Origin of the sequence: Bradyrhizobium sp. 2S1, assembly GCF_011516625.5 — a bacterium.
Classification (GTDB): Bacteria; Pseudomonadota; Alphaproteobacteria; order Rhizobiales; family Xanthobacteraceae; genus Bradyrhizobium; species Bradyrhizobium septentrionale.
This window is the reverse complement of the sequence record NZ_CP147717.1, coordinates 8,680,675-8,704,375: the sequence shown is the minus strand read 5'-3', so window position 1 is coordinate 8,704,375 and position 23,701 is coordinate 8,680,675. Positions and strand designations below refer to the sequence as shown.

Sequence of the window (23,701 nt, the reverse complement as noted above, 5' to 3'; positions counted from 1 at the left end):
ACGGCTATGCCCGGCCATGACGAGACCATTAGCAGTCCCCGAAACGCCGGCGGTCAAGCACTGACGCGGTGTCGACCTACGGCCGCAGCCGGCCGCCGCGCTCGATGATCGCCTGCGCCAGTTCTGTGGCCGGGCCGCGCCGGGTCCGGCGGGCGGTGCGGACCACGAATTCAACGCTGCCGAGCGGCGGCAGGCCCGCCGCCGGCATGGCTTCGAGGCCGTCCGGGATCAGACCTTGCGCCTGCGGGGTGATGCCGAGACCGGCGAGCGCCGCGGCGCGCAGGCCGCTCAAGCTGCCGCTGGAGCAGACGATGCGCCAGGGCCTTCCGAATCGCTCCATTGCCTCCAGCACCACGCTGCGGCTGACGCTCGGCGGCGCGTAGAGGATCAGCGGCAAAGGCTGGTCGGGATCGAGCCGCATGCCCGGCGCGGCGGTCCATACCAGCCGGTCCTGCCACACCAGCTGCCCCGCTGCGTCGCCGGGCCGCCGCTTGCCGAGCACGAGGTCGAGCTCGCCGGCGTCGAGCTGCTGGTACAGCACGGCGCTCAAGCCCACCGTCAGCTCGAGATCGACCTGCGGATGGCGGCGGACGAAGTCGCGCAGCAAATCGGGCAGGCGCGAGCTGGCAAAATCCTCCGCGGCGCCGAACCGGACCTTGCCGCGTACCTGCGACCCCGCGAAGTAGTCGCGGGCGCGCGCATTGGCCTCGAGGATCGGGCGCGCGAAGCCGGTCATCGCCTCGCCGTCGGCAGTCAGCACGACCGAATGGGTATCGCGCACGAACAGGCGCCGGCCAGCGGCGGCCTCGAGCTTGCGGATGTGCTGGCTCACTGTCGACTGCTTCAGGCCGAGGCGGCGGCCGGCCTCGGTGAAGTTCTGCGTCTGCACCACGGTGAGGAAGGTTTCGAGCTGGGTCGGGTCGAACATGGCGGCCGGTCCGTCATTACGTAACGTAATGACAATAACACCGGTAAGCGCGGTTCACAATCGACCCGCAAAGACGCACTTTCCAGTCGAGGAAAGGAAGCCACCATGACCACCGCGCGCCTGCGTTCATTCGTGCCCGTCGCCCCCTACATCGCCGCCATCGTCGGCATGGTCGGCCTCGCCACGCTATTGCCGCTGCACGGGCAGGGCACCGTGATCGGCGGCTATGCTACGGATGCTGCGATCGCGCTGCTATTCTTCCTGCACGGCGCCCGCCTGTCGACCTCAGAGGCGCTGGTCGGCGCCCGGCACTGGCGCCTGCACCTCGTGATCTTTCTTTCGACCTTCGCGCTGTTCCCGCTGCTCGGGCTCGCGGCGCATGCGCTGGCGCCGCATCTGCGCTGACGCCGGCGCTCTGGGCCGGCGTGATCCTGATCTGCATCCTGCCGTCGACCGTGCAGTCATCGGTCGCCTTCACCTCGATCGCACATGGCAACGTGTCGGCCGCGCTGTGCTCGGCGACCGCCTCCAATCTGCTCGGCATCGTCGCGACGCCGCTCTTGGCGGGCGTGCTGCTCTCGAGCCATGGCGGGTTCTCCGGCAATGCCGCGCTCGACATCGTCGTGCAGCTGCTGCTGCCGTTCGTGGCGGGGCAATTGTCGCGGCCGCTGATCGGCCGCTGGGTCGCGCGGCACCATGCGATGCTCGGCCTGGTCGACCGCGGCTCGATCCTCTTGATCGTCTACACCGCGTTCAGCGACGGCGTCAGCCACGGCATCTGGCACCAGGTCAATGCGACCCAGATGGCCATCGTGCTCGGCCTCGATGCGCTGCTGCTCGCAACCGTGCTGCTGATCACCCATTTCGGCTGCCAGCTGCTCGGCTTCTCCCGCGCCGACCGCATCGCCATCATGTTCTGCGGCTCGAAGAAGAGCCTCGCGAGCGGACTGCCGATGGCGAGCGTGCTGTTGGCCGGCCAGTCGGGCTGATCGTGCTGCCGCTGATGCTGTTTCACCAGATCCAACTGATGACCTGCGCAGCGCTCGCGCGGCGTTATGCGGGCAACGACGACACGGCCTCACATGATGCGGTGCCGGTGCTGGTGAAGGCGCAGTAAGAGAGGCCTCTCGCCTGTCGTCCCCCGGCTTGACCGGGGGACCCAGTACGCCGCGGCTTCTCCATCACCGACTGGTGCCTCTGGAATACTGGATCGCCCGGTCGAGCCGGGCGATGACACTGTCGGTTTGGAAAAGTCTTCCACGCTCGGCCTTACGCTACGCGACGCGCAGGCCTTTGGCGATCTCCTTCTGCGCGTCGAACTCGCGGCGCAGCCGCGCCAGCTCCTCGGCGCTCAGCGCGTCGGCGTTGCTGTAGTCGCGCTTCCAGGACGCGTCCTCGCTCCAGCGCAGCGGCGATTGCACTGTGGTCTGCGGACCGGGGGCCTGCTCCAGCACGCGCAGCGCGAGCTCCAGCGTGAACGCCTGCGAGGCCTCGTCATGCGGCTTGCCGGCGGAGTTGCCGAGCGGGAAATCCGAGAACAGGAAGCGCGGCACCGCGGCGTGCTCGACGATATCCTTGGCGCAGCCCATCACAACGGTGGGAATGCCATTCGCCTCGAGGTGCCGCGCGACCAGACTGACGGTCTGGTGGCAGACCGGGCAGTTCGGCACCAGCACCGCGGCGTCGACCTTGTCGTCACGGCAGCGCTTGAGGATTTCGGGCGCGTCGGTCTCGATGGTGACGCGATGGCTGCGGTTGGTCGGGGCGCCGAAGAAGCGCGGGGCGACTTCGCCGATCTTGCCGGCCGCAGCGAGGTGCTTGAGCTGCGCCAGCGGGAACCAGGTGCCGCTGTCGGTCGCCGTGGTGTGCGTGCGGTCATAGGCGATGTGCGAAATCCTCAAATCCTGTGGCTGCGACGTGTCGCCGTCATAGACCGAATAGAATTTGGCCCCGCCATTGTATTTCGCGCCGGGACCTTGGTCGCCCCTGATGGGATCGAACGGTGCCGCTGTCGTGATGATGGCGACGCGGGACTGGCTCAGCGGTTTGTTCAGGGGCTGGAACGGGGCGGAGGTGTAATGCGCCCAGCGGTAGGGGGGGGTGTAGCCGATCGCCGCATAATAATCGCGGGTTCGCTTCATGTAGCCGATCGGGGCGTCGTCGTCGGGGGCAAAGCCTGCTTGATCGTCGGAGGCTGCGGCCATTTTGCGCTCCCTTTTGCGCGCCATCATTTCAGTCCATAGCTAGACCACGAGCCTGCGGTGTCAAGCCGCGTTGCGCGGGAACAGATTTGCGATGCGAACGGGTCTTTGCGCCGCATTGGTCATGCTTCTGACGCTGCTGCCGCCGGTCGGCGCCGGCGCGGAGGACGCGCCTGCCGCAGCCCCGGCGACGCCGCCAGGCCCCGAACAGCCCGCATCGCCGCCGGCGGACAAGCCGGCCACACCTGCCGAGACTCCCGCGGCTGCGCCAGCGGAGCAGCCTGCGACGCCTCCGGGGACGCAGGCCGACAAACCTGCGGCGCCTCCCGGGGACACGCCTGCGGCGGCGAGCGACAAGCCCGCAGATGACGCGCGCGAGAGCGACACCCGCGAGGCGATGTGCCTGATGATCGAGTCGGCGGCACGCGCGAATGATTTGCCGCTCGAATTCTTCGCCCGCGTGATCTGGCAGGAGAGCCGCTTCCAGGCCGATGCGGTCGGGCCCATGACCCGCAACGGCCAGCGCGCGCAGGGCATCGCGCAGTTCATGCCGGGCACCGCCAACGAGCGCGGGCTGCTCGATCCGCTCGATCCGGTGCAGGCGCTGCCGAAGTCGGCCGAATTCCTCAGCGAGCTGCGCAACCAGTTCGGCAATCTCGGCCTCGCGGCGGCCGCCTACAATGCCGGCCCGCGTCGCGTGCAGGACTGGCTCGCCGGCTCCGGCTACATGCCGCAGGAGACGCGCAATTACGTCTCCGCGATCACCGGCTCCAGCGTCGACGACTGGGCTGCCGCCGGCCGCAGCGGCAAGATGCCGGCGCGTGCGCCGACCACGAGCTGCCGCCAGCTGATGGCGCTGTTGAAGCGCGCGCCCAATCCGTTCGTGACCGGGCTCGAGCAGCACGTCACGCTGTCGGCAGCCAAGCTGTGGGGCGTGCAGCTCGCCGCCGGCTTCAGCCGCGACAAGGCACTCGCGATGTATGCTCGCGCCATCAAGCGGCTGTCGAGCGTGATCGGCGATCAGGATCCGAGCCTCTTGAGCTCGCGGCTGCGCACCCGCGGCAGCGCCACCTTCTACCAGGTGCGGATCGGCGCCGACACGCGCCCCGAGGCCGACGGCCTCTGCAGCCGCATCCGCAAGGCGGGCGGCGCGTGCTTTGTTTTGAAGAACCGGGCGTGATCCCGTAGATGGGGTAACGGGCCGGCCGCCCGCTCGCTACGGCGCGATTTGGAAGCGCGCTCGCGAGCGGCCTGTTGGTTGGAAGGCGGTCGTCCCTCAAACTGATGGTGTCAATAAACGGAGTCGGGCAAGCCCGCTCCAAGCATCATTAAGGGACGACCATGTACCACTATGCAGGAATCGACGTGTCTTTGGAATGCTCGAGCGTCTGCCTTGTCGATGGGACAGGTAAGATTTTGCGCGAGGCGAGGGTTGCGAGTGAGCCGGAGGCCTTGATCACCTGGTTGCGGTCGCTGGGGTTGGTGCTGGAACGGATCGGGCTGGAGGCTGGTCCGCTGTCGCAATGGCTCTACGCAGCGATGCGGGATGCGGGCCTGGCAGTCGAACTGTTGGAGACGCGGCACGTCCGCGATGCCTTCAAGGCGATGCCGGTGAAGTCGGACCGCAACGATGCCCGCGGGATCGCGCAACTGATGCGGCTGGGCTGGTTCCGGCCGGTGCACTGCAAGTCGATCGAAGCGCAAGAGACGCGGGCGGTTCTGACGGCACGCAAGCTGCTGCAGTCCAAGCTGCGCGACATCGAGAACAGCCTGCGCGGCGTGCTCCGCGGCTTCGGTCTGAAGGTCGGCACGACCACCGAGCGCACGTTCGCCGAACGCATCCGGGAGCTCGTAGCGGGCCATCCCGGACTTGAGATCGTGGCACAGGCGCTGCTCGAAGCCCACGCCGTGCTGCGGCGCGAGTTCAATGGCCTGGATAAGCACACCCAAAAGCTCGCCAGGTCGCACCCTCAAGCCCGCCTCCTGATGACGACACCGTCCGTCGGCCCGATCGTGGCGCTTACCTACGCCTCGGCGGTCGACGACCCGAAGCGCTTCCGGTCCTCGAAGGCGACGGGAGCGCATTTTGGCCTCACCCCGAAGAAGTACCAATCGGGCGAAACCGACTATACCGGCCGCATCAGCAAGATCGGCGATGCCTCCGTGCGCGAGGCGCTCTATCAAGCGGCTCACGTCATGCTGACCAAGCCGGTCAGGAACTGCTCGGCGCTGAAAGGCTGGGCGATGCGGATCGCCCGGCGCGCAGGCCTGCGCAAGGCCAAGGTGGCGCTCGCACGCAAGCTCGCCGTCGTTCTGCATCGCATGCTCGCCGACGCCAAACCGTTCAACCCGATGGCCAAGGCCTCGGCAACCTAAGCAAGGAGCAGCAATCGGTTCTGGGCGGGCCACGACACCAGGCTCTCCCTGAGCGAGGTCCCTGCGCCGGGACGATGGATTCGGTCAGGCCGCCATCCGGGAAGTGGCTCACAACCACGCTTCCGTAGATTGGCCGGCCGGCTCCTCAATGCACCCCATCAGGCGACGGCCTTCGCGCCGATCCCGTACAGAAGCAAGTGCCCGGCGAGTGGATCACGCAAAAAGGGATTGACTTACAAAGGCCCGTTACAGAAGCCCGGATGCAGCGAAGCGAAATCCGGGGCCGGTGCGCCAACGCGAGAAGAGTCCCGGATTGCGCTTCGCTCCATCCTGGCTACTGCATAGCAGCGCTGTGCCGTCACTTGCTTGACCCGTTGAGCATCGCGCCCTAAGCCGCCGCCATTGCAGAACCATCCGGTATCCCGTGGCGCTTCCTCCGCTCGATTCTCCGCAATGGCAGACCTCGTTCCGCGCTTTCCTGTGGGGCGCGCGGTCGATCGGCGCGACGGTGCTGACGCTGGTGCTGTTTGCGACCTATCTCGGCATCGGCGCGCTGGCGCATGATTCCGGCTTCTCGCTGGGCTGGACCCTGGCGAGCACGGCGTTCGTCTGGGCTGGGCCCGCGCAGATCATCGTGATCACGACGCTCGGCTCCGGCGCCACCGTGCTGCAGTCGGCGATCGCGGTCACCGTCAGCGCGATCAGGCTGTTCCCGATGGTGGTGTCCGTGTTGCCGATGATGCGCACCGAGGACACCAAGCGGCGGCATCTGATCCTGGTGGCGCATCTGACGGCGGTGACACTGTGGGTCGAATGCTTCCGCTTCCTGCCGCAGGTGCCGCGTATCAGGCGGATCGCCTTCATCCACGGGCTCGGCTGCGGGCTGGTCACCGTCTGCCTGATCGCCAACACGATCGGCTACACGCTCGCGGCCAACCTCACGCCGCTGCTGGCTGCCGGCATGCTGATGCTGACGCCGCTGGCGTTCCTGTTCTCGACTGCGCGCAACTGCCGCGAGCTCGCCGATGTCATCGCGCTGGTGCTCGGGCTGTTGTTGTTCCCTCTGGCGGCGATGCTGAACAGCGGCGTCGACATCCTGGTCAGCGGCGTCATCGCGGGAACTATTGCGTATGGTGTGCACCGGGCGAGGGCAGGCAGCGTGAGGGCTCGCGCATGAGCAGCTTCATCGGCGACTGGCACGCGCTGGCGATCCTGTTCGTTGCCGGCGTCATCCCCAACCAGATCTGGCGCATGCTCGGCCTGTGGTTCGGCGGCGGCATCGACGAGAATTCCGAGCTGCTGGTCTGGGTGAGGGCAGTGGCCACCGCGATCCTCGCCGGGATCATCGCGCAGATTGTGGTGCAGCCGCCGGGCGCGCTCGCCAGCGTGCCGGACTGGCTGCGCTACGGCGCCGTCGCCGCAGGCTTCGTGGTGTTCATGCTCACACGGAAATCGATCTTCGCCGGCGTGATCGCGGGCGAAATCGTGATGCTGGCAGGCAAATACTGGCTCGGCTGATTGCGGCGAGCGCATTATCCGCTAGTCTCGTTCCCCAAGAACAACAATGGGGGAAACGGCATGCAGCGGCGCGCATCATCGGCATTCATCGTTACTCTGGCCGCGCTGCTGGCGGCGGCGCTGCCGGTCCGTGCCGCCGATTATCCGGCGCGTCCGATCAAGCTCGTGGTGCCCTATGCCGCGGGCGGACCGACCGACGTGCTCGGCCGCATGGTCGGCGAATATCTCGGGCGCGATCTCAAGCAGGTGGTCGTGGTCGAGAACAAGGCCGGCGCGCAGGGCGCGATCGGCGCCGAGGCCGTCGCGCGCTCCGATCCCGACGGCTACACGCTGTTCGTGACGGCCGCCTCGATCTTCGTGCTCAATCCGCTGCTCTACAAGAAGCTGCCCTACGATCCCGCGAAAGACTTCCGCCTGCTCTCGGTGATCACGGATGCGCCGATGATCATGGAGGTTCATCCCTCGGTGCCGGCAACGACGATCGCCGAGTTTGTCGCCTACGCGAAAAAGAATCCCGGAAAACTCAATTTCGGATCGGCCGGCACCGGCGGCACCGTTCATCTTGCCGGCGAGATGTTCAAGCAGATGGCCGGCATCGAGATGACCCATGTGCCCTACAAGGGCGCCGGGCCGGCGCTGACCGATCTGCTGTCCGGCAATATTCAGCTGATGTTCGACACGCTCGGCACCGCGCTGCCGCCGGTCAAATCCGGCATGCTGCGCGCGCTCGGCGTCAGCTCGACCGAGCGGATCTCCGACTTGACCGATCTGCCGACGATTGCCGAGAGCGGCTATCCCGATTATGCGGTCAGCGTCTGGTATGGTATCGCAGCGCCGTCGAAAGTGCCTGACGAGATCGCCGACAAGATCAAGGCCAGCCTCGACCGGGCCTTGATCGACGAGGCGTTTCGCGCTTCGCTGGTCAAGATCGGTTTTCCGCCGCTGCGCCCGAAGAGCCTGGCCGAGATCGACAAATACGTAGGTGCAGATCGCGCGCGATGGGCGGGCGTGGTCAAGGCACTGAACATATCGCTGGACTGACACATGGTACGTGAAATGGAATTGCGCCAGGGCGAGGTCGCCGTCGACATGCCGGCGGCGCGCGATGCCGGCCTGGTCTTCATCGGCCGTATCCGCACGCCCTGGACCTCGCGGCTGGCGACGCCGCGGCAGGGGCGGCATGACGGCCCGGTGTGCCGGCTCGAGATCTTCGAGCCCTGGGTCGCCGCGATCAAGGGCGTCGATTTCTATTCGAACCTCGAAGTGCTGTACTGGCTGCACCAGTCGCGCCGCGACATCGTGCTGCAAAGCCCGAAGAACAACGGCAACACCCGCGGCACGTTCTCGCTGCGCTCGCCGGTACGGCCGAACCCGATCGGCACCTCGATCGTCAAGCTGGTCGGCGTGGAGGGCAACGTCATCCTGGTGCGCGGCCTCGACTGCCTCGACGAGACGCCGCTGATCGACGTCAAGCCCGACCGCTGCGAATTCACCCCACTCGCCCCGCCGCAGGCTGGGGATTTCGAGACGGAGTAGGATTTCTCCGTTGTCATTCCGGGGCGATGCGAAGCATCGAACCGGAATCTCGAGATCCCGGGTTCGTCGCTACGCGCCGCCCCGGGATGACGCCGAGGGCGTCACTTCAACGCCGCGATCAACTTCGCCGCATTCGTCTCCAGCACCTTGCCGTCTTCCTTGTGACTGGCAGGCGGCAGCAGCGCGACGCCGTCCTTGCGCGGCATCACATGCATGTGGAGATGGAAAACCACCTGGCCGCCGGCGGGCTCGTTGAACTGCTGCACCGTGATGCCGTCGGCCTCGAACGCTTTCATCGCGGCGGCGGCGATCTTGTGGGCGGCGCGCGCGACATGGGCGTAGTCGTCAGCCTTGATGTCGAGGATGTTGCGGGCAGGGGCCTTTGGGATGACAAGCGTGTGCCCGGGCGAGCGCGGCATGATGTCGAGGAAGGCAAGCACGTGCTCGTTTTCATAGACCTTGTAACAGGGGAATTCGCCGCGCAGGATCTTCGCGAACGGATTGTTGTTGTCATAGGCGGCGGGCATGGCGGCGGCTCCTCAAAGTCTGCAAGTCTAATGTCTCGGTCGCGGCTGAAACGTCAAGCGTCGTCGTCGACGGTCTTCCGGAACGGACCGGCCTCGGCCAGTTCGCGTCCGACTTCGGCGACATAGTCGCGCTCGCGCTTGAGGTAATCGGCAATCGCTTTGCGCAGGCCGGGGTCGGCGATGAAGTGTGCCGAATAAGTCGTCTGCGGCAGGTAGCCGCGCGCCAGCTTGTGCTCGCCCTGCGCGCCGGCCTCGACCACCTTGAGCCCGCGCTGAATCGCGAAATCGATCGCCTGGTAATAGCAGACCTCGAAATGCAGGAACGGGTGGTGCTCGACCGCACCCCAGTTGCGGCCGAACAGCGTATCCGAGCCGATGAAGTTGATGGCGCCCGCGATCCAGCGGCCGCTGCGCTTGGCCATCACAAGCAGCACGTCCCGGCTCATGCTCTCGCCGATCAGCGAGAAAAACTGTCGGGTGAGATACGGCCGGCCCCATTTGCGCGAGCCGGTCTCCATGTAGAATTCGAAGAACGCGTCCCAGGCGTCCTCGGTGATGTCGGAACCGGTCAGCCAGTGGATGGTGATCCCGGCGGTTACAGCCTCGCGGCGTTCGCGCTTGATCCCCTTGCGGTGGCGCGAGTTCAGCGAGCCGAGGAAATCGTCGAAGGTCTTGTAGCCCTCATTGTGCCAGTGGAACTGCTGGTCGGTCCGCTGCAGGAAGCCATGCGCGCCGAGGAATTTTGCCTCATCCTCACGGGCAAACGTCACATGCACCGACGAGGCCTCGGTGGCGTTGCAGAGCGCCCGCAGGCCCCGTGCCAGCGCCGAGCCGATCGCCTCGCGGTCAGCGCCGTCGCGGATCAACAGCCGTGGTCCGGTCGCGGGCGTGAAGGGAACGGAGACCTGCAGCTTCGGGTAATAGCTGCCGCCGGCGCGGTGATAGGCCTCGGCCCAGCCGCGGTCGAACACGTATTCGCCCTGCGAGTGCGATTTCAGATAGCATGGCACGATGCCGACGATCCGGCCATCGAGCTTTGCCACCAGATGCCGGGGGCCCCAGCCGGTCCGCGGGCAGGCCGAATTGGAGGCTTCGGCGGCCGCGAAAAAAGCGTGGGAAACGAACGGGTTATAGCTCGAACTTGCGGTCGCCTGGCAATTGCCTGCGGAGCCGGGCGAGGCCAGCGTGTCGAGGTGATGGATGCTGTCCGCGTCCGCCTTGGGATTGGCGCAGGCGTCCCATTCGGCGGCCGGAATGCCGCCGATGTCAGCTACAGCCTCTAGGGTGATTTCAGAAGACGCCATCGAGAATGAAGACCGGTGCCTCGTTCGAGCATGATCTTTCCGGAACAGCTGGCTCCACTTCCGGATCATGCTCCGCATTCCGCCATCGCCGATGACGACCAACGCTTGACCAACGCCTTACCAGCCCTTGCCAAGATCGTGCATCGCAGCGACGACTTCAAGGCTGCAAGGGGACATGTCAGGTTCCCGGTGTAAACCCCTCGAAAATGATCTGGTCGGCGTAGCGCGCCGCGCGCTCGCGCTGTTCCGGCGTCCGCACGGTCCAGGCCAGCAGCGGGCAGCCGAACACCTTGCGGGCGATCCAGGGCGCCGGCGCCGGTAGCTGGTTGACCCAGAAGGCGACGAAATGCGGCTCGGTTTTAAAGCCGTGGCGCAGATAGACCATGCTGTCGCGCTGCGCCTGCGTCAGCTTGGTCCAGGAACTGTCGTCATAGGTGCGCTGGGCGGTGATGCCGCGCGGCAGGCCCGGCATGATCTCGCGCAGCGCCAGCACCTGGTCGGGATCGAACGACATGCCGACCACGGGGCCGGAGTAGGACGACAGCACCTCGGCCATCCGAGCTACCAGCTTGCGGTCGCCGTCGAAATGGCTCTTCACCTCGACCACCAGCGGAACGCGGCCGGCGACCAGCGCGCAGAGATCGCTGAGCGTCATCATCTGCTCGGAGGTATTCTTGAACTTCACCGCCTTCAGCTCGGCTGCGGTCTTGCTCGACAGCAGGCCCGAGCCCTCGGTGAGGCGGCCGAGCGCATCGTCATGATGCACCATCGCCTCGCCGTCGGCGGTGAGCTGGATATCGCACTCGATGGCAAAATTGCCCGCGACCGCGGCGGTGGCCGCGGCCGGCATGTTCTCGATGATGCCGCGTGCGGCATCGTGCAGGCCGCGATGGGCGACCGGCCGCTTTGTCAGCCAATCAGGGGCGCGCATCGCTCAGGAGACTTCGAACACGCCTTCGACTTCGACCGCGGCATCCGCCGGCAGCGAGGCGACGCCGACGGTGGTGCGGGCGTGACGGCCCTTGTCGCCGAACGCCGCAACCATCAGGTCGGAGGCGCCGTTCAGCACCTTCGGTCCGTCGAAGAAGTCCGGCGCGGAGTTGATGAAGCCGCCCAGCCGCACCACGCGCACGACCTTGTCGAGGTCGCCGAGCGCGGCCTTGATCTGCGCCAGCAAATTGATCGCAGAGCCGCGCGCCGCCTCGGTGCCTTGCTCGATCGTGACGCCGGCGCCGAGCTTGCCCTTGGCGATCAGCTTGCCTTCGGCGTTGAAGCAGACCTGGCCGGACACGAACAGCAGGTTTCCGCTGCGGACGAAGGGGACATAATTCGCGACCGGGGAGGTCGGCTCGGGAAGTGTGATGCCCTGTGACGCCAGTTTCTGTTCGACGGTACCCGCCATTTTTGATCCCCAGATTGGATTTGAACGAAGCCTGAAACGCGGTCAGGGCCCGGTTTGTTTCGCGCATCATGCCGCCCGTTGCAAGCTAGGGTACGGCAGCAATGACGTTGCTGTTGCGAGTGGAATCGCACGGAAGCGGTCGAAATTGACGGCATTTTCACTGCGCACATTGCCATTTTGTAAAATTTGCCCCAGTTGCGGCGCAATACCACCGTCACTATTGTGGCGAATCCCTGCCTCCCTGAGGAGAAATCATGATTCTGCCGTTTCGGAAGCCGTCGCGTGCCCTGGTGCTGTCGATTGCCGTTGCCGCAGGGTCCGGTCTGGTTCAGGGGCCGGCCGCCGCTGCGGCCAGCGGGCCGTTTCTCGCGCATCAGGCGCTGTACGATCTGAGCCTGGTGAAGTCGCGCGGCTCCAATTCGGTCAACGATGCGCGCGGGCGCATCCTCTACAATTTCTCCGGCAGCTCCTGCGAAGGCTACACCTCCGAATTCCGCCAGGTCTCGGAGCTCGACAGCGGCGAGGGCAAGGTGACGCTCTCAGATCTGCGCTCCTCGTCCTGGGAGGATGCGGCGGGCAAAAGCTACCGCTTCAAGATCGACACCCGAATGAACGACAGCGAACCGGCGCCGGTGGACGGTATCGCCGAGCGCGTAGGCGATCATATCACCGTGAAGCTGACCCAGCCGGTGAAGAAGACGTTCAATATCGACGGCAAGGTCGTGTTCCCGACCGAGCAGATCCAGCACATCATCGTCGCCGCCCGCGACGGCAAATCGGTGCTCGAGCAGACTGTCTATGACGGCTCCGACAATGGCGAGAAGGTCTACAACACGCTGACCGTGATCGGCCGGCCGATCGCAGGCGACCGCGCGCCGTCGTCGCCCGATCCGTCGACGGCGAGCGATGCGATGAAAACGATGACGCGCTGGCCGGTGACGGTGAGCTATTATGACAGCGACGCACGGGCCAAGGACGGCGAGCAGACCCCGGTCTACGCGATGTCGTTCGAGTTCTACGAGAACGGCGTCTCCCGCGCGCTGGTGCTGGACTACAACGATTTCGTGATCTCGGGCGCGCTGGACAAGTTCGACGTCAGGGATTCCAAGCCCTGCAAGTGAGGGGCTAAGCACGCGATACAAACAGCCGTCGTCCCGGGCAAGCCAACGGGTCGGCGCGAAGCGCCGCCCGATGACAGGCTCCGCGCGACCCCGGACCCATAACCACAGGGTTGCGTTGTTGAAGGGGGCTGTGGCCCCAACGTCGCGCAACAATCACCTTCGGTGGTTATGGGTCCCGGCTTTCGCCGGGACGACAACGGAGCAAGCCTGCGGTCCCCGCGAGACCGCTCTGGCCGGAACCGTCCGACGCGAGTACGCTTCCCAAAACACGCGTGTCAGGGAGGCACATCATGAGCAAGCGCGACCATCTTCGGCCCAGCGGCCTTCATCACAATCCGGCTTACTCCCACGTCGTCGTCGCCTCGGGTGCGCGCACGATCTACATTTCGGGACAGGTGTCGGTCGACGAGGAGGGACGGGTGGTTGGCGCCGGCGATCTCGCCGCGCAGACGACGCAGGTGATGCAAAATCTCGGCATGGCGCTGAAGGCCGCCGGAGCCAGCTACGGCAACATCGTCAAGATCACGACCTACGTGGTCGGCTACAAGCCGGAGCTCCGCCCGATCATCGGCAAGGCGCGCTCGGCGTTCTTCGAAGGCATGGAGCCGCCGGCCAGTACGCTGGTCGGCGTCAGCGCGCTCGCGGCTCCGGAATGGCTGATCGAGATCGAGGCTGTCGCGGTCGCGGATTGAGGGCCGTGTCTCTGCCGGACGACGTCATTCCGGGGCGATGCGAAGCATCGAACCCGGAATCTCGAGATTCCGGGTCTGGTCCTTCGGACCATCCCGGAATGACAATCTCCTACTCCTCCGCCGGCTTTGCCGGCCCCTCATAAGCAATGCCCCTGATCACGGCGGCATTGCCGAACTTCTTGCGCAGATTGTCGATGGCGCGTTCGGCGTGCGCCGATCGGCGGTCGAGCATGTCGGAATCGTTGGCCTGCGAGCCTGGGCGCAACGCGCTGACGCCGGTGCCCATCAGGCGGAAGGCGGTGCCGTCGATCTCCTTCGCCAGCATCTCGCGCGAGACCGCGAAGATCTTCGCGGCAAGCTGGGTCGGGGTCTGGATCGATTGCGAGCGGGTGCGTTGACGGAAGTCCGCGGTCTTCAGCTTCAGCGTGATGGTGCAGCCGGAAAGCTCAGAGGTCTTCAGCCGCGCCGAGACCTTTTCGGACAGTTTCCAGAGCAGCCGTTCGAGCGTTGCGAAGTCGCGGATGTCGGTCTCGAAGGTGGTCTCGCTCGAAATGGTCTTGGCGCCGCGGTCGGGCACCACGCTGCGGTCGTCGATGCCGCGCGCCAGCCGCCACAGCCTGCGGCCTTCGCTGGCAAACTGCTTCATCAGCTCGTTCTCGTCGGCGCGCTGCAGGTCGGCGATGACGCGGAAGCCGCGCTGCACCAGCTTCTCCTGCGTGGCAGGGCCTACGCCGTAGATGAAGCCGACCGGTTTGCTTGCGAGCATCTCGCGCGCCTCGTCCTGGTCAAGCGTGGCGAAGCCCCTGGGCTTGTCGAGGTCGGAGGCGATCTTGGCGAGGAACTTGTTGCAGGACAGCCCGACCGAGACGGTGATGCCGATGTCGCGCTCGACATCGCGGGCGAATTTCGCGAGCACCTTGGCCGGGATCATGCCGTGGACGCGCTGCGTGCCGGCGAGATCGAGGAAGGCCTCGTCGATCGACAGCGGCTCGACCAGCGGCGTCAGCGCCTGCATCGCGTGGCGCACCTCGCGCCCGACCCGGACATATTTCGCCATGTCGGGTGGGATCACGGTCGCATCGGGGCACAGTTCCAGCGCCTTGAACATCGGCATCGCCGAGCGGACACCGTAGGTGCGGGCGATGTAGCAGGCGGCAGACACGACGCCGCGCTTGCCGCCGCCGATGATGACGGGGCGGTCGGCGATGTCGGGATTGTCGCGCTTCTCGACGGTGGCATAGAACGCGTCGCAGTCGATATGCGCAAGCGTCAGCGCGGGAAGGGTGCGATGCCGCACCAGCCGCGGCGATCCGCAATGGCTGCAGCGCTTCACCTTGATATCGAGATCGCCGAGGCAGTCCCGGCAGAAACTGAGGGGGCCGTCGTGAGCTGCCGCGGCCGTCGTCACGGCACGTCGCGCTCCCATTGCGGGTCGCCCAGCACCTGACGGGCGGCAGCGATGTTGGTCGGGTCCAGCTCGGAGGCCTTCGCGAACGCCGTCACGGTGGCGTCGTCGCGCATCACGAAATCGAGCACGCTCGCGAGAAATTGAGGGTCGGATGCGGCGTTCCGCAGCGTCTCTGGACCGATTCCAGTCTCGGCCAGAAACAGGCCCAGCCGCTCAGGATCGCCGGCAATAAAACCGAGCGCCTGAATCGCAACGATTTCAGCAACTTCCCGGGGGTTGTGAACAGGCTTTTTCAACGCGCCGGTTTGCCTTTCCGTTAACTTATGGTGTCTATTGAGAGGCCCATCATGCCTGAGTCTTCCGCACGTGTTCAAGCAACGGAAACCACACTGCGGACGTTTGGACTACGGGATTAACGGGTTAGACCGATTCTGGCGCTAGTTTGAATTCACTTTTTCGACGCGCCCCAAGCGCGGTGCGTGAGGTGCCGCAGCGGGGCCTGTCTCCTGGGTTTGGGAGGGACGGGATGGCCAAAACCGTCCTGATCGTGGAGGACAACGAGCTCAACATGAAGCTCTTTCGCGATCTGTTGGAAGCGCACGGCTATCAGACTTCGGGCACCAGCAATGGCTTCGAAGCGCTCGATCTCGTCCGCAAGCTGCGCCCCGACCTGATCCTGATGGATATTCAGCTGCCGCAGGTTTCCGGCCTCGAGGTCACGCGCTGGATCAAGGACGATCCCGATCTGCGCGCGATTCCGGTGGTCGCGGTCACCGCCTTCGCAATGAAGGGCGACGAAGAACGCATCCGCGAGGGCGGCTGCGAAGCCTATTTGTCCAAGCCGATCTCGGTCGGCAAATTTATTGAGACTGTCCGACGCTTTATCGGATAGGGGAGTTGTGGTGCCATGTCCGCGCGTATCCTCGTCGTCGATGACGTTCCGGCGAACGTCAGGCTGTTGGAAGCCCGCCTGTCAGCCGAATACTTCGATGTGCTGACTGCGTCCAACGGGACGGAGGCGCTGGAAATCTGCACCCGCGCCGAATGCGACATCATCCTGCTCGACGTCATGATGCCTGACATGGATGGCTTCGAGGTCTGCCGCCGGTTGAAGTCGAACCCTGCGACCCATTTCATTCCCGTTGTCATCGTCACCGCGCTCGACAGCCCTGCCGACCGCGTGCGCGGCCTTGAGGCCGGCGCCGATGACTTCCTCACCAAGCCGGTGTCCGACGTCGTGCTGATCGCGCGCGTGCGCTCGCTGACGCGGCTGAAGATGATGACCGACGAACTGCGCATGCGCGCCATCACCTCGCTCGAGATCGGCATGCAGGCGCCCGAGCGCAGCGCGATCGCCGACCGGGGCACCGGCGGCCGCATCCTCCTGGTCGACGACCGGCCGTCGTCCTACGAGAAGCTGGCGCCGATCCTGTCTGCCGAGCACACCGTCGATGTCGAAATCAATCCAGCGGACGCACTGTTCCACGCCGCCGAGGGCAATTACGACCTGCTGATCGTTTCGCTCAGCCTCGACAACTACGACGGCCTGCGGCTGTGCAGCCAGGCCCGCTCGCTGGAGCGCACGCGCCAGGTGCCGATCCTCGCCATTTCGGATGCCGACAACAACGCGCGGCTGATGTGCGGGCTCGAGATCGGCGTCAACGACTACCTGCTGCGTCCCGTCGACAAGAACGAACTGCTGGCGCGCGCGCGCACCCAGATCCGCCGCCGCCGCTACACCGATCATCTGCGCGACAATGTGCAGAACTCGATCGAGATGGCGATCACCGATGCGCTGACCGGCCTCAATAACCGCCGCTACATGGAGAGCCACCTCGCGACACTCGCGGAGCAGGCCTCGGTCCGCGGCAAGCCGCTGGCGCTGATGATCCTCGACATCGACTACTTCAAGGCGATCAACGACACGTACGGCCACGATGCCGGCGACGACGTGCTGCGCGAATTCGCCGTCCGGATCCGCAAGTCGATCCGCGGCATCGATCTCGCCTGCCGCTATGGCGGCGAGGAGTTCGTGATTGTGATGCCCGAGACCGACCTGCATGTCGCCGGCATGGTCGCCGAGCGGCTGCGCCGCTCGATCGCAGGTGAGCCCTTTTCCGTCGAAAAGGGCGGCAAGCGGATCACCGTCACGATCTCGATCGGGCTCACCACGCTGGAGCGCAAGGGCGAGCAGGTCACCGACGTGCTCAAGCGCGCCGACACCGCGCTCTATCGCGCCAAGCACGACGGCCGCAACCGCGTGGTTTCGGCGGCGGCGTAACGTCCGCGTTTCACACCATCATATACGTCGTCATACCCCGCGAATGCGGGGTATCCAGTACGCCGCGGCCTCTCGTTTTAAACGACACTGCCTCTGGAATACTGGGTCACCCGCATGCGCGGGTGACGACAGGATAGATGAACCTAGGAGCTTGTCTGGATAGTCGCTGTTCAAATCTGGTCGGGTCTGATTCAACATTGGGCGATGAGCAAGTATTTTCGGCCTTGGAACATCGATCAGACGCTGCTTCTGCCGCCGAATGTGCAGGACTTCGTGCCGAAAGGCCATGTCTCGCGGTTTATGGTTGATCTGGTGCGGGAGAGCCTCGATCTCAGGGAGATCATGGGCAGCTATGTGAGCGGGCTTGGGCAGCCGCCGTTTGATCCGCGGATGATGGTGGCGCTGCTGCTGCATAGCTATGCGAGTGGGCTGTATTCGTCGCGTCGGATTGCCAAGGCCTGCCGGGAGCGGAACGATTTTGTGATGATCGTGGCGCTGGATGCGCCGGATTTTCGGACGATCAGCGACTTTCGCAAGCGACATTTGAAGGCGCTCGGCGCGCTATTCGTGCAGGTTCTGAAGTTGTGCGAGACGGCCGGGCTGGTCAAGCTCGGTCATGTCGCGCTGGATGGTACGAAGATCAAGGCGAACGCGTCGAAACACAAGGCGATGAGTTATGAGCGCATGAAGAAGCGCGAGGCGGAATTGAAGGCCGAGGTCGCTCGCATGCTGGCGGCCGCCGAGGCGGCGGATGCCTCGGAGGATGAGACTTTCGGCAACAGCGACGAACTGCCGGACTGGACCGTCGACAAGCAGAAACGGCTGGCGAAGATCCAGCAAGCGATGGCGGCGCTGGAAGCGGACGCCAAACTGGCGGCGGAGGAAGAGCGCCGCATCGAGGCCGAAAAGGAACAGCAGCGCCAGGCCGAAGGCCGCAAGAAGCCGGGCAAACCGGCGGCGCTGCCATCGGAGGAACCCAATCCCAAGGCGCAACGCAACTTCACCGATCCGGAAAGCCGCATCATGAAGTCGAAGGATGGCTTCGTTCAGGCCTATAATGCCCAGGCGGCCGTCGATGCACATGCCCAGATCATTGTCGCGCAAGAACTGACCCAGCACGGCAGCGATCAGGGCCAGTTGGTGCCCCTGATCGAGGCCATCGAGAGCAATCTTGGCCGCAAGCCGCGGCAGGCCTCAGCGGATTCCGGCTACTGCAGCGAAGCCAATCTCGAAGCGCTCGACACACGCAGCATCGATGGCTATGTCGCGCCCGGTCGCGCCAAGCACCCGACAGTAGCGAACGGAAAAGTCGGCGGCCCGCTGACACAGGCCATGCGAAAGAAGATCGACGATGGCGGCTTCGAAACACCCTACCGATTGCGAAAGCAAGTGGTGGAGCCGGTGTTCGGGCAGATCAAACAGGCAAGAGGCTTCCGCCAGTTCCTGTTGCGGGGCATCGAGAAAGTGCGCGCCGAGTGGACAATGATCTGCACCGTCCATAACCTCCTCAAGCTGTTCAACCTCGCAAACGCAGCCTGAGCCTGCTACTCTACAACAAATGCCCGTCACGAAAACATATCTGGACGGGCTCCTAGATGCAGTTGCAAATGAGTTGCAATAACGAGTGAGTTCAGTCATGTTGGCTGGATGGACGCTCGGACGCCTGAAATGCCTTCTGTTTCTCTTCCCGTTACCGTGCCAGGAGGCTGGCGCGGCGACGCCGCTCATGCGCGCAGCCTGCCCGAGGTGAATGCGACCGTCGCGGTGCCCATTGGTGGCGTGTGGTGGCGGCGGCTGCTGGCGTTCGCCGGGCCGGGCTATCTGGTCTCGGTCGGCTACATGGACCCCGGCAACTGGGCCACCGATATCGCCGGCGGATCGAAGTTTGGCTACACGCTGCTGTCGGTCATCCTGCTGTCGAACCTGATGGCGATTCTGCTGCAGGCGCTTGCGGCGCGGCTTGGCATCGCCACCGACCGCGATCTCGCCCAGGCCTGCCGCGCGACCTATTCGCGGCCGGTCAATTTCGTGCTCTGGCTGGCCTGCGAGGCCGCGATCATCGCCTGCGACCTCGCCGAGGTGATCGGCACCGCGATCGCGCTGAAGCTCTTGTTCGGCATTCCCTTGATCGGGGGCGCGCTGCTCGCGGCGCTCGATGCGTTCCTGCTGCTGCTGATGATGAACCGCGGCTTCCGCTTCCTCGAAGCCTTCGTGATCGCGCTGCTGATCGTCATTGCGGTCTGCTTCGTGGTCCAGATCGCAGCCGCCGCGCCGCCGATTGCCGGCGTGATCGGCGGCTTCATGCCGTCGCGCGAGATCGTCACCAATCCGGAGATGCTCTACATCGCGATCGGCATCATCGGCGCCACCGTGATGCCGCATAACCTCTATCTGCACTCCTCGATCGTGCAGACCCGCGCCTATCCGCGCACCGAGGAGGGGCGGCGCGACGCGATCAAATGGGCGACCACCGATTCCACTATCGCGCTGATGCTGGCGCTGTTCGTCAACGCCGCGATCCTGGTGCTGGCGGCCGCGACCTTCCACAAGAGCGGCCATTCCGACGTCGCCGAAATCGACCAGGCGTTCGAGCTGCTGTCGCCGCTGCTTGGCCTCGGCATCGCCTCGACGCTGTTTGCCGTGGCGCTGCTCGCGTCCGGCCTCAACTCGACGGTGACGGCGACGCTGGCCGGCCAGATCGTGATGCAGGGTTTTCTGAACCTGCGGATGCCCAACTGGGCGCAGCGGGTGGTGACGCGCGGCATCGCGATCGTCCCGGTCATCGTGGTCGCCGTGCTCTATGGCGAGAGTGGCACCGCGCAACTGCTCGTGTTCAGCCAGGTCGTGCTGTCGATGCAGCTGCCGTTCGCGGTGATCCCGCTGGTGCGCTTCGTGTCCGACAAGCGCAAGATGGGCGCGTTCGCGATTTCGCTGCCGGTCGCGGTGATGGCCTGGATCGTCGCCGGCTTGATCGTGATGCTGAACGTGAAGCTGCTGATCGATACGTTCTTCGGCACCTAGAGCGTCTGATGCGCTAGTCCTGCGGCTCGGCCAGCGCTTCACCTGTGGCGTCGACGCGCAGCCAGCCCGACGGCGCGAGCCGTTGCTGCGGCAGGAAGCGGCCCTTGTAGTCCATCTTCTTCGAGCCCTCGATCCAGTAGCCGAGATAGACGTAGGGCAGGCCCTGGCGGCGGGCGCGGGCGATATGATCGAGGATCATGAAGGTACCGAGCGAGCGGCTTTCCAGCCCCGGCTCGAAGAACGAATAGACCATCGACAGCCCGTCGCTGAGCACGTCGGTCAGCGCCACCGCCATCAGCTCGTCGCCGCGGCCGGTGATGGCGCTGTCGGCATTGCGCTTGCGGTACTCGATGATCCGGGTCTCGACATGGCTGTCCTCGACCATCATCGCGTAGTCGAGCACCGTCATGTCGGCCATGCCGCCGTTGCGGTGGCGGCGGTCGAGATAGGCCCGGAACACCGAATATTGCTCAGAGGTCGGCACCGCGGTGCGCTGCTCGCCGATGATGTCGGCGTTGCGGGCCAGCACCTTGCGGAAGTTGCGGGACGGGCGGAATTCGTTGGCGACGACCCGGACCGAGACGCAGGCCCGGCAGGCGTCGCAGGCCGGGCGGTAGGCGATCGACTGGCTGCGGCGGAAGCCGCCATGGGTCAGCAAGTCGTTGAGATCGCCCGCCTTGTCGCCGACCAGGTGCGTGAAAACCTTGCGCTCGTGCCGGCCCGGCAGATAGGGGCACGGTGAGGGCGCCGTCAGATAGAACTGGGGGGTATCACGCGAGTGCTGGGTCACGTCAGATCGTCGGGCTCCACAAACAATACAGGCAGCCGAGTTAGCATCGCCCTCCGGAGGCTAACGGTCAATTGGTTTAGGCGGGCCTAATAATAGACCCGCGCGGCCGGGCTGACCGGGGTCCGGACCGAGCTGTTGATAACGACGGTTCCGAGGATGATGTCGTGCAACAGCCGGCGGCGGCCGCCGACGAGTCCGACCAGCAGCACCAGCGGCGACAGGAACGAAATCGTCACCCAGAACAGCACCGCATGGGTGGCGCCGAGCACGAAATAACCGCGCGCGCCGTACCAGGTGCGCAGTTCCAGATCCATCATGCGCATGCCGATGGTGGCCGAGTGCTGCCCGCCGATCGAGGCGCCGTAATAGACGATGGCCCAGACGATCGAGGCGGGCGACACCAGCCAGAACAGCGCCCAGCCGAGGCCGAGCGTGACCACGCCGAACACCGCGATGAAGATCACCGCCAGGATCACCGGCACCGACAGCACGACGAGGTCGATCAGGAACGCAAACACGCGTCGCGTCAGCACGCCGCGGAACAGGTCCGGCTGCATCAACGGGTCGAACGCGTGCGGGGGAACGCCGCCGTCGTTGCGCCAGGCTTCGTTACGCCAGGTGCCGCCGTCATTGCCATAGGACATGACCAACCTCCGATGAAAGTCCCGCGCAAGACATGGGAGCAGGAGGCTCGCCTGCCAAGTCCGCGCGAACATTAACTAGCGGAAATAATCAGGCGATTCGGCGGCCGGAAGCGCCCGCCCCGGTGTAGGCTGGAGGTTGTGCGACGGCGGGGGACATATGGGAACACAAATCGGGTTGCGCTGCCGCTGCGGAGAGGTTCGAGGCGTGGTCACGAACGCGGCACCAACGGCCGTCAATCGCGTCGTCTGCTACTGCGACGACTGCCAGGCCTTCATGCATCGGGTCGGCCGGGCCGATCTGCTCGATGTCCACGGCGGCACCGACATCGTCCAGGTCGCACCGGCGTCGCTCAGCTTCGTGCAGGGGCATGACAGGATCGTCGGACTGCGGCTGACGCCAAAGGGGCTGTACCGATGGCACACCACCTGCTGCAATTCGCCGGTGGGCAACTCGCTGACACCTGCCGTCCCGTTCGTCGGAATTGCGGTGCAGGCCTTCGACGGCGGCGCGTCGCGCGTGGACGAGGTTTTCGGCAAGCCAACCGGCGCAATCCTCGGCAAATATGCAATCGGCAAAGCCCCGAAGGGATCGACCGGCTTCAAGCCGTCGCTGATCCTGCGCGTGATCGGCAAGGTGTTGGGCTGGCGCCTGCGCGGCAGGACCTGGCCGCATCCGTTCTTCAAGCGCGAGACAAATGAGCCGATCTACCCGCTGACGGTGCTGTCGCAGGGCGAGCGCGAGGCGCTGCGCCCGCTGTGCGGTCCACGTCCAACCGCGCCGGCCGGACCCGTGTAGCGCCCTTACGATTCCGCCTTGATCTTCTCGGCGGCCTGCGGTGCGAAATAGGTCAGGATGCCGTCGGCGCCGGCGCGCTTGAAGCCGACCAGGCTCTCCATCATCGCGCGCTCGCCGTCGATCCAGCCATTGGCGGCGGCGCCCGCGATCATCGCGTATTCGCCGGACACCTGGTAGACGAAGGTCGGCATCGCAAAATTGTCCTTCACGCGGCGGACGATGTCGAGATAGGGCATGCCCGGCTTCACCATCACCATGTCGGCGCCCTCGGCGATGTCGAGCTCGACCTCGCGCAGCGCCTCGTCGGAATTGGCGCTGTCCATCTGGTAGGTGCGCTTGTCGCCGGTCAGCGTCTTGGCCGAGCCGATCGCGTCGCGGAACGGGCCGTAAAATGCCGAGGCGTATTTCGCCGCATAGGACATGATCTGCACGTCACCAAAGCCGTTGTCGTCGAGCGCCTCGCGGATCGCGCCGATGCGGCCATCCATCATGTCCGACGGCGCGATCACGTCGCAGCCGGCTTCGGCCTGGGTCAGCGCCTGCTTGACCAGCACCGCAACCGTCTCGTCGTTGAGGATCCTGCCGTCTTCGATCAACCCGTCATGGCCATGGCTGGTAAAGGGATCGAGCGCGACGTCGCAGAGCACGCCGATATCGGGAAATTCCTTCTTGATCGCATGCACCGCCTGACAGACCAGATTGTCGGGATTGAGCGCCTCCGAGCCCTGCTCGTCGCGCAGCGACGGCTCGGTGAAGGGGAACAGCGCGATGCAGGGAATATTCAGCCTGGCGGCGCGCTCGGCGTCGCGGACGATCTGGTCGACGGTGAGGCGGTCGACGCCCGGCATCGAGGCTACCGGCGTGCGGGTGTTGTGGCCGTCGACCACGAACATCGGCCAGATCAGATCGTTCGTGGTCAGCACGTTCTCGCGCACCAGGCGGCGAGCCCACTCGGTCTTGCGGTTGCGGCGCATCCGGATCGTGAGGTCGAGCGAGGGGGAGGCGAGGGCCTCGGTCTGGCGCCGCGGCGCATCGCGCAGTTCGATCGGGCGCCCGAATTTGATCGCCATGTCTTCTCTCCTCGGGGACGGCTGGTCTGGACCTGATATAAGTCCAGTTCTAGCACCTGACAGGGGCGCCGTCATTGCGCCGCTAT

General features: G+C 65.3%; 24 protein-coding genes and 1 pseudogene. 14 read left to right on the top strand and 11 right to left on the bottom strand.

What is annotated here, in order from left to right:
* Nucleotides 1–76: 76 nt before the first annotated feature.
* Nucleotides 77–928: a LysR family transcriptional regulator gene (locus tag HAP54_RS41275; RefSeq protein ID WP_166296953.1), complete on the bottom strand. Its 852-nt coding sequence runs from the start codon at nucleotides 926–928 to the stop codon at nucleotides 77–79.
* 120 nt (nucleotides 929–1,048) lie between these two features.
* Here HAP54_RS41275 and HAP54_RS52660 point away from each other — a divergent pair.
* Nucleotides 1,049–2,045 (top strand): annotated as a pseudogene (locus tag HAP54_RS52660) (bile acid:sodium symporter family protein).
* 157 nt (nucleotides 2,046–2,202) lie between these two features.
* On the opposite strand, the gene HAP54_RS41265 reads toward HAP54_RS52660, so the two are convergent.
* The gene (locus HAP54_RS41265; RefSeq protein ID WP_166296951.1) at nucleotides 2,203–3,132 is read right to left on the bottom strand and encodes a glycine/sarcosine/betaine reductase selenoprotein B family protein; all 930 of its coding nucleotides are present in this window, start codon (nucleotides 3,130–3,132) and stop codon (nucleotides 2,203–2,205) included.
* Nucleotides 3,133–3,223: 91 nt separating this feature from the next.
* Between HAP54_RS41265 and HAP54_RS41260 the strand changes: the two genes are divergently transcribed.
* The 6 genes from HAP54_RS41260 to tsaA all read left to right on the top strand — a co-directional run bounded on the left by HAP54_RS41260 (nucleotide 3,224) and on the right by tsaA (nucleotide 8,559).
* Entirely contained in the window at nucleotides 3,224–4,309 is a 1,086-nt protein-coding gene (locus tag HAP54_RS41260) for a lytic transglycosylase domain-containing protein (RefSeq protein WP_248114369.1), read from the top strand.
* Nucleotides 4,310–4,470: 161 nt separating this feature from the next.
* Nucleotides 4,471–5,505 (top strand): IS110 family transposase, encoded by a 1,035-nt coding sequence (locus HAP54_RS41255; RefSeq protein ID WP_166294930.1) that lies wholly within the window; start codon nucleotides 4,471–4,473, stop codon nucleotides 5,503–5,505.
* Nucleotides 5,506–5,929: 424 nt separating this feature from the next.
* Nucleotides 5,930–6,682: an AzlC family ABC transporter permease gene (locus HAP54_RS41250; protein ID WP_166296949.1), complete on the top strand. Its 753-nt coding sequence runs from the start codon at nucleotides 5,930–5,932 to the stop codon at nucleotides 6,680–6,682.
* Nucleotides 6,679–7,023 (top strand): AzlD domain-containing protein, encoded by a 345-nt coding sequence (locus HAP54_RS41245; RefSeq protein ID WP_166296947.1) that lies wholly within the window; start codon nucleotides 6,679–6,681, stop codon nucleotides 7,021–7,023. Before HAP54_RS41250 ends, HAP54_RS41245 begins: the two co-directional genes overlap by 4 nt.
* 60 nt (nucleotides 7,024–7,083) lie before the next feature.
* Complete coding sequence (locus HAP54_RS41240; RefSeq protein ID WP_224741562.1) at nucleotides 7,084–8,064, top strand: Bug family tripartite tricarboxylate transporter substrate binding protein; 981 nt, start codon at nucleotides 7,084–7,086, stop codon at nucleotides 8,062–8,064.
* Between the two features lie 3 nt (nucleotides 8,065–8,067).
* Complete coding sequence (tsaA, locus tag HAP54_RS41235; protein ID WP_050425557.1) at nucleotides 8,068–8,559, top strand: tRNA (N6-threonylcarbamoyladenosine(37)-N6)-methyltransferase TrmO; 492 nt, start codon at nucleotides 8,068–8,070, stop codon at nucleotides 8,557–8,559.
* Between the two features lie 101 nt (nucleotides 8,560–8,660).
* Here the strand turns inward: tsaA and HAP54_RS41230 are convergent, their stop codons facing one another.
* The 4 genes from HAP54_RS41230 to HAP54_RS41215 all read right to left on the bottom strand — a co-directional run bounded on the left by HAP54_RS41230 (nucleotide 8,661) and on the right by HAP54_RS41215 (nucleotide 11,792).
* A complete protein-coding gene (locus tag HAP54_RS41230) occupies nucleotides 8,661–9,086 on the bottom strand; it encodes an HIT domain-containing protein (protein WP_166296945.1) in 426 nt (141 codons plus the stop codon).
* A 53-nt stretch (nucleotides 9,087–9,139) separates the two neighbouring features.
* Nucleotides 9,140–10,390 carry a GNAT family N-acetyltransferase gene (locus HAP54_RS41225; RefSeq protein ID WP_166296943.1) on the bottom strand — a complete coding sequence of 417 codons (1,251 nt, stop codon included), beginning with the start codon at nucleotides 10,388–10,390 and terminating at the stop codon, nucleotides 9,140–9,142.
* Between the two features lie 178 nt (nucleotides 10,391–10,568).
* Nucleotides 10,569–11,321, bottom strand: a complete 753-nt coding sequence (locus HAP54_RS41220) for a glycerophosphodiester phosphodiesterase (protein WP_166296941.1) — start codon at nucleotides 11,319–11,321, stop codon at nucleotides 10,569–10,571.
* 3 nt (nucleotides 11,322–11,324) lie between these two features.
* Nucleotides 11,325–11,792 carry a RidA family protein gene (locus tag HAP54_RS41215; protein WP_166296939.1) on the bottom strand — a complete coding sequence of 156 codons (468 nt, stop codon included), beginning with the start codon at nucleotides 11,790–11,792 and terminating at the stop codon, nucleotides 11,325–11,327.
* 254 nt (nucleotides 11,793–12,046) lie between these two features.
* On the opposite strand from HAP54_RS41215, the gene HAP54_RS41210 reads away from it, so the two are divergent.
* The gene (locus HAP54_RS41210; protein WP_224741563.1) at nucleotides 12,047–12,913 is read left to right on the top strand and encodes a cell envelope integrity EipB family protein; all 867 of its coding nucleotides are present in this window, start codon (nucleotides 12,047–12,049) and stop codon (nucleotides 12,911–12,913) included.
* A 290-nt stretch (nucleotides 12,914–13,203) separates the two neighbouring features.
* Nucleotides 13,204–13,605 (top strand): RidA family protein, encoded by a 402-nt coding sequence (locus HAP54_RS41205; RefSeq protein ID WP_165123990.1) that lies wholly within the window; start codon nucleotides 13,204–13,206, stop codon nucleotides 13,603–13,605.
* Nucleotides 13,606–13,714: 109 nt separating this feature from the next.
* Here the strand turns inward: HAP54_RS41205 and HAP54_RS41200 are convergent, their stop codons facing one another.
* A complete protein-coding gene (locus HAP54_RS41200) occupies nucleotides 13,715–15,031 on the bottom strand; it encodes a DNA polymerase IV (RefSeq protein ID WP_166296937.1) in 1,317 nt (438 codons plus the stop codon).
* Entirely contained in the window at nucleotides 15,010–15,309 is a 300-nt protein-coding gene (locus HAP54_RS41195) for a DUF3572 domain-containing protein (protein WP_166296935.1), read from the bottom strand. Before HAP54_RS41195 ends, HAP54_RS41200 begins: the two co-directional genes overlap by 22 nt.
* Before the next feature lie 230 nt (nucleotides 15,310–15,539).
* On the opposite strand from HAP54_RS41195, the gene HAP54_RS41190 reads away from it, so the two are divergent.
* The 4 genes from HAP54_RS41190 (at nucleotide 15,540) to HAP54_RS41175 (ending at nucleotide 20,315) form a co-directional block, all read left to right on the top strand.
* Nucleotides 15,540–15,905, top strand: a complete 366-nt coding sequence (locus HAP54_RS41190) for a response regulator (protein WP_028336390.1) — start codon at nucleotides 15,540–15,542, stop codon at nucleotides 15,903–15,905.
* 15 nt (nucleotides 15,906–15,920) lie between these two features.
* Nucleotides 15,921–17,294 (top strand): PleD family two-component system response regulator, encoded by a 1,374-nt coding sequence (locus HAP54_RS41185; protein WP_166296933.1) that lies wholly within the window; start codon nucleotides 15,921–15,923, stop codon nucleotides 17,292–17,294.
* A gap of 204 nt (nucleotides 17,295–17,498) precedes the next feature.
* Nucleotides 17,499–18,833 (top strand): IS1182 family transposase, encoded by a 1,335-nt coding sequence (locus HAP54_RS41180; protein ID WP_166202952.1) that lies wholly within the window; start codon nucleotides 17,499–17,501, stop codon nucleotides 18,831–18,833.
* A 108-nt stretch (nucleotides 18,834–18,941) separates the two neighbouring features.
* Entirely contained in the window at nucleotides 18,942–20,315 is a 1,374-nt protein-coding gene (locus tag HAP54_RS41175; RefSeq protein ID WP_166296931.1) for an Nramp family divalent metal transporter, read from the top strand.
* 13 nt (nucleotides 20,316–20,328) lie between these two features.
* Here HAP54_RS41175 and HAP54_RS41170 read toward each other — a convergent pair whose 3' ends face one another.
* Nucleotides 20,329–21,105: an arginyltransferase gene (locus tag HAP54_RS41170; RefSeq protein WP_166296929.1), complete on the bottom strand. Its 777-nt coding sequence runs from the start codon at nucleotides 21,103–21,105 to the stop codon at nucleotides 20,329–20,331.
* Between the two features lie 86 nt (nucleotides 21,106–21,191).
* Nucleotides 21,192–21,749, bottom strand: a complete 558-nt coding sequence (locus HAP54_RS41165) for an RDD family protein (RefSeq protein ID WP_166296927.1) — start codon at nucleotides 21,747–21,749, stop codon at nucleotides 21,192–21,194.
* Nucleotides 21,750–21,906: 157 nt separating this feature from the next.
* Between HAP54_RS41165 and HAP54_RS41160 the strand changes: the two genes are divergently transcribed.
* Entirely contained in the window at nucleotides 21,907–22,545 is a 639-nt protein-coding gene (locus HAP54_RS41160) for a DUF6151 family protein (RefSeq protein ID WP_166296925.1), read from the top strand.
* Between the two features lie 5 nt (nucleotides 22,546–22,550).
* Here HAP54_RS41160 and hemB read toward each other — a convergent pair whose 3' ends face one another.
* The gene (gene hemB / locus HAP54_RS41155) at nucleotides 22,551–23,615 is read right to left on the bottom strand and encodes a porphobilinogen synthase (RefSeq protein WP_166296923.1); all 1,065 of its coding nucleotides are present in this window, start codon (nucleotides 23,613–23,615) and stop codon (nucleotides 22,551–22,553) included.
* Nucleotides 23,616–23,701: the final 86 nt, after the last annotated feature.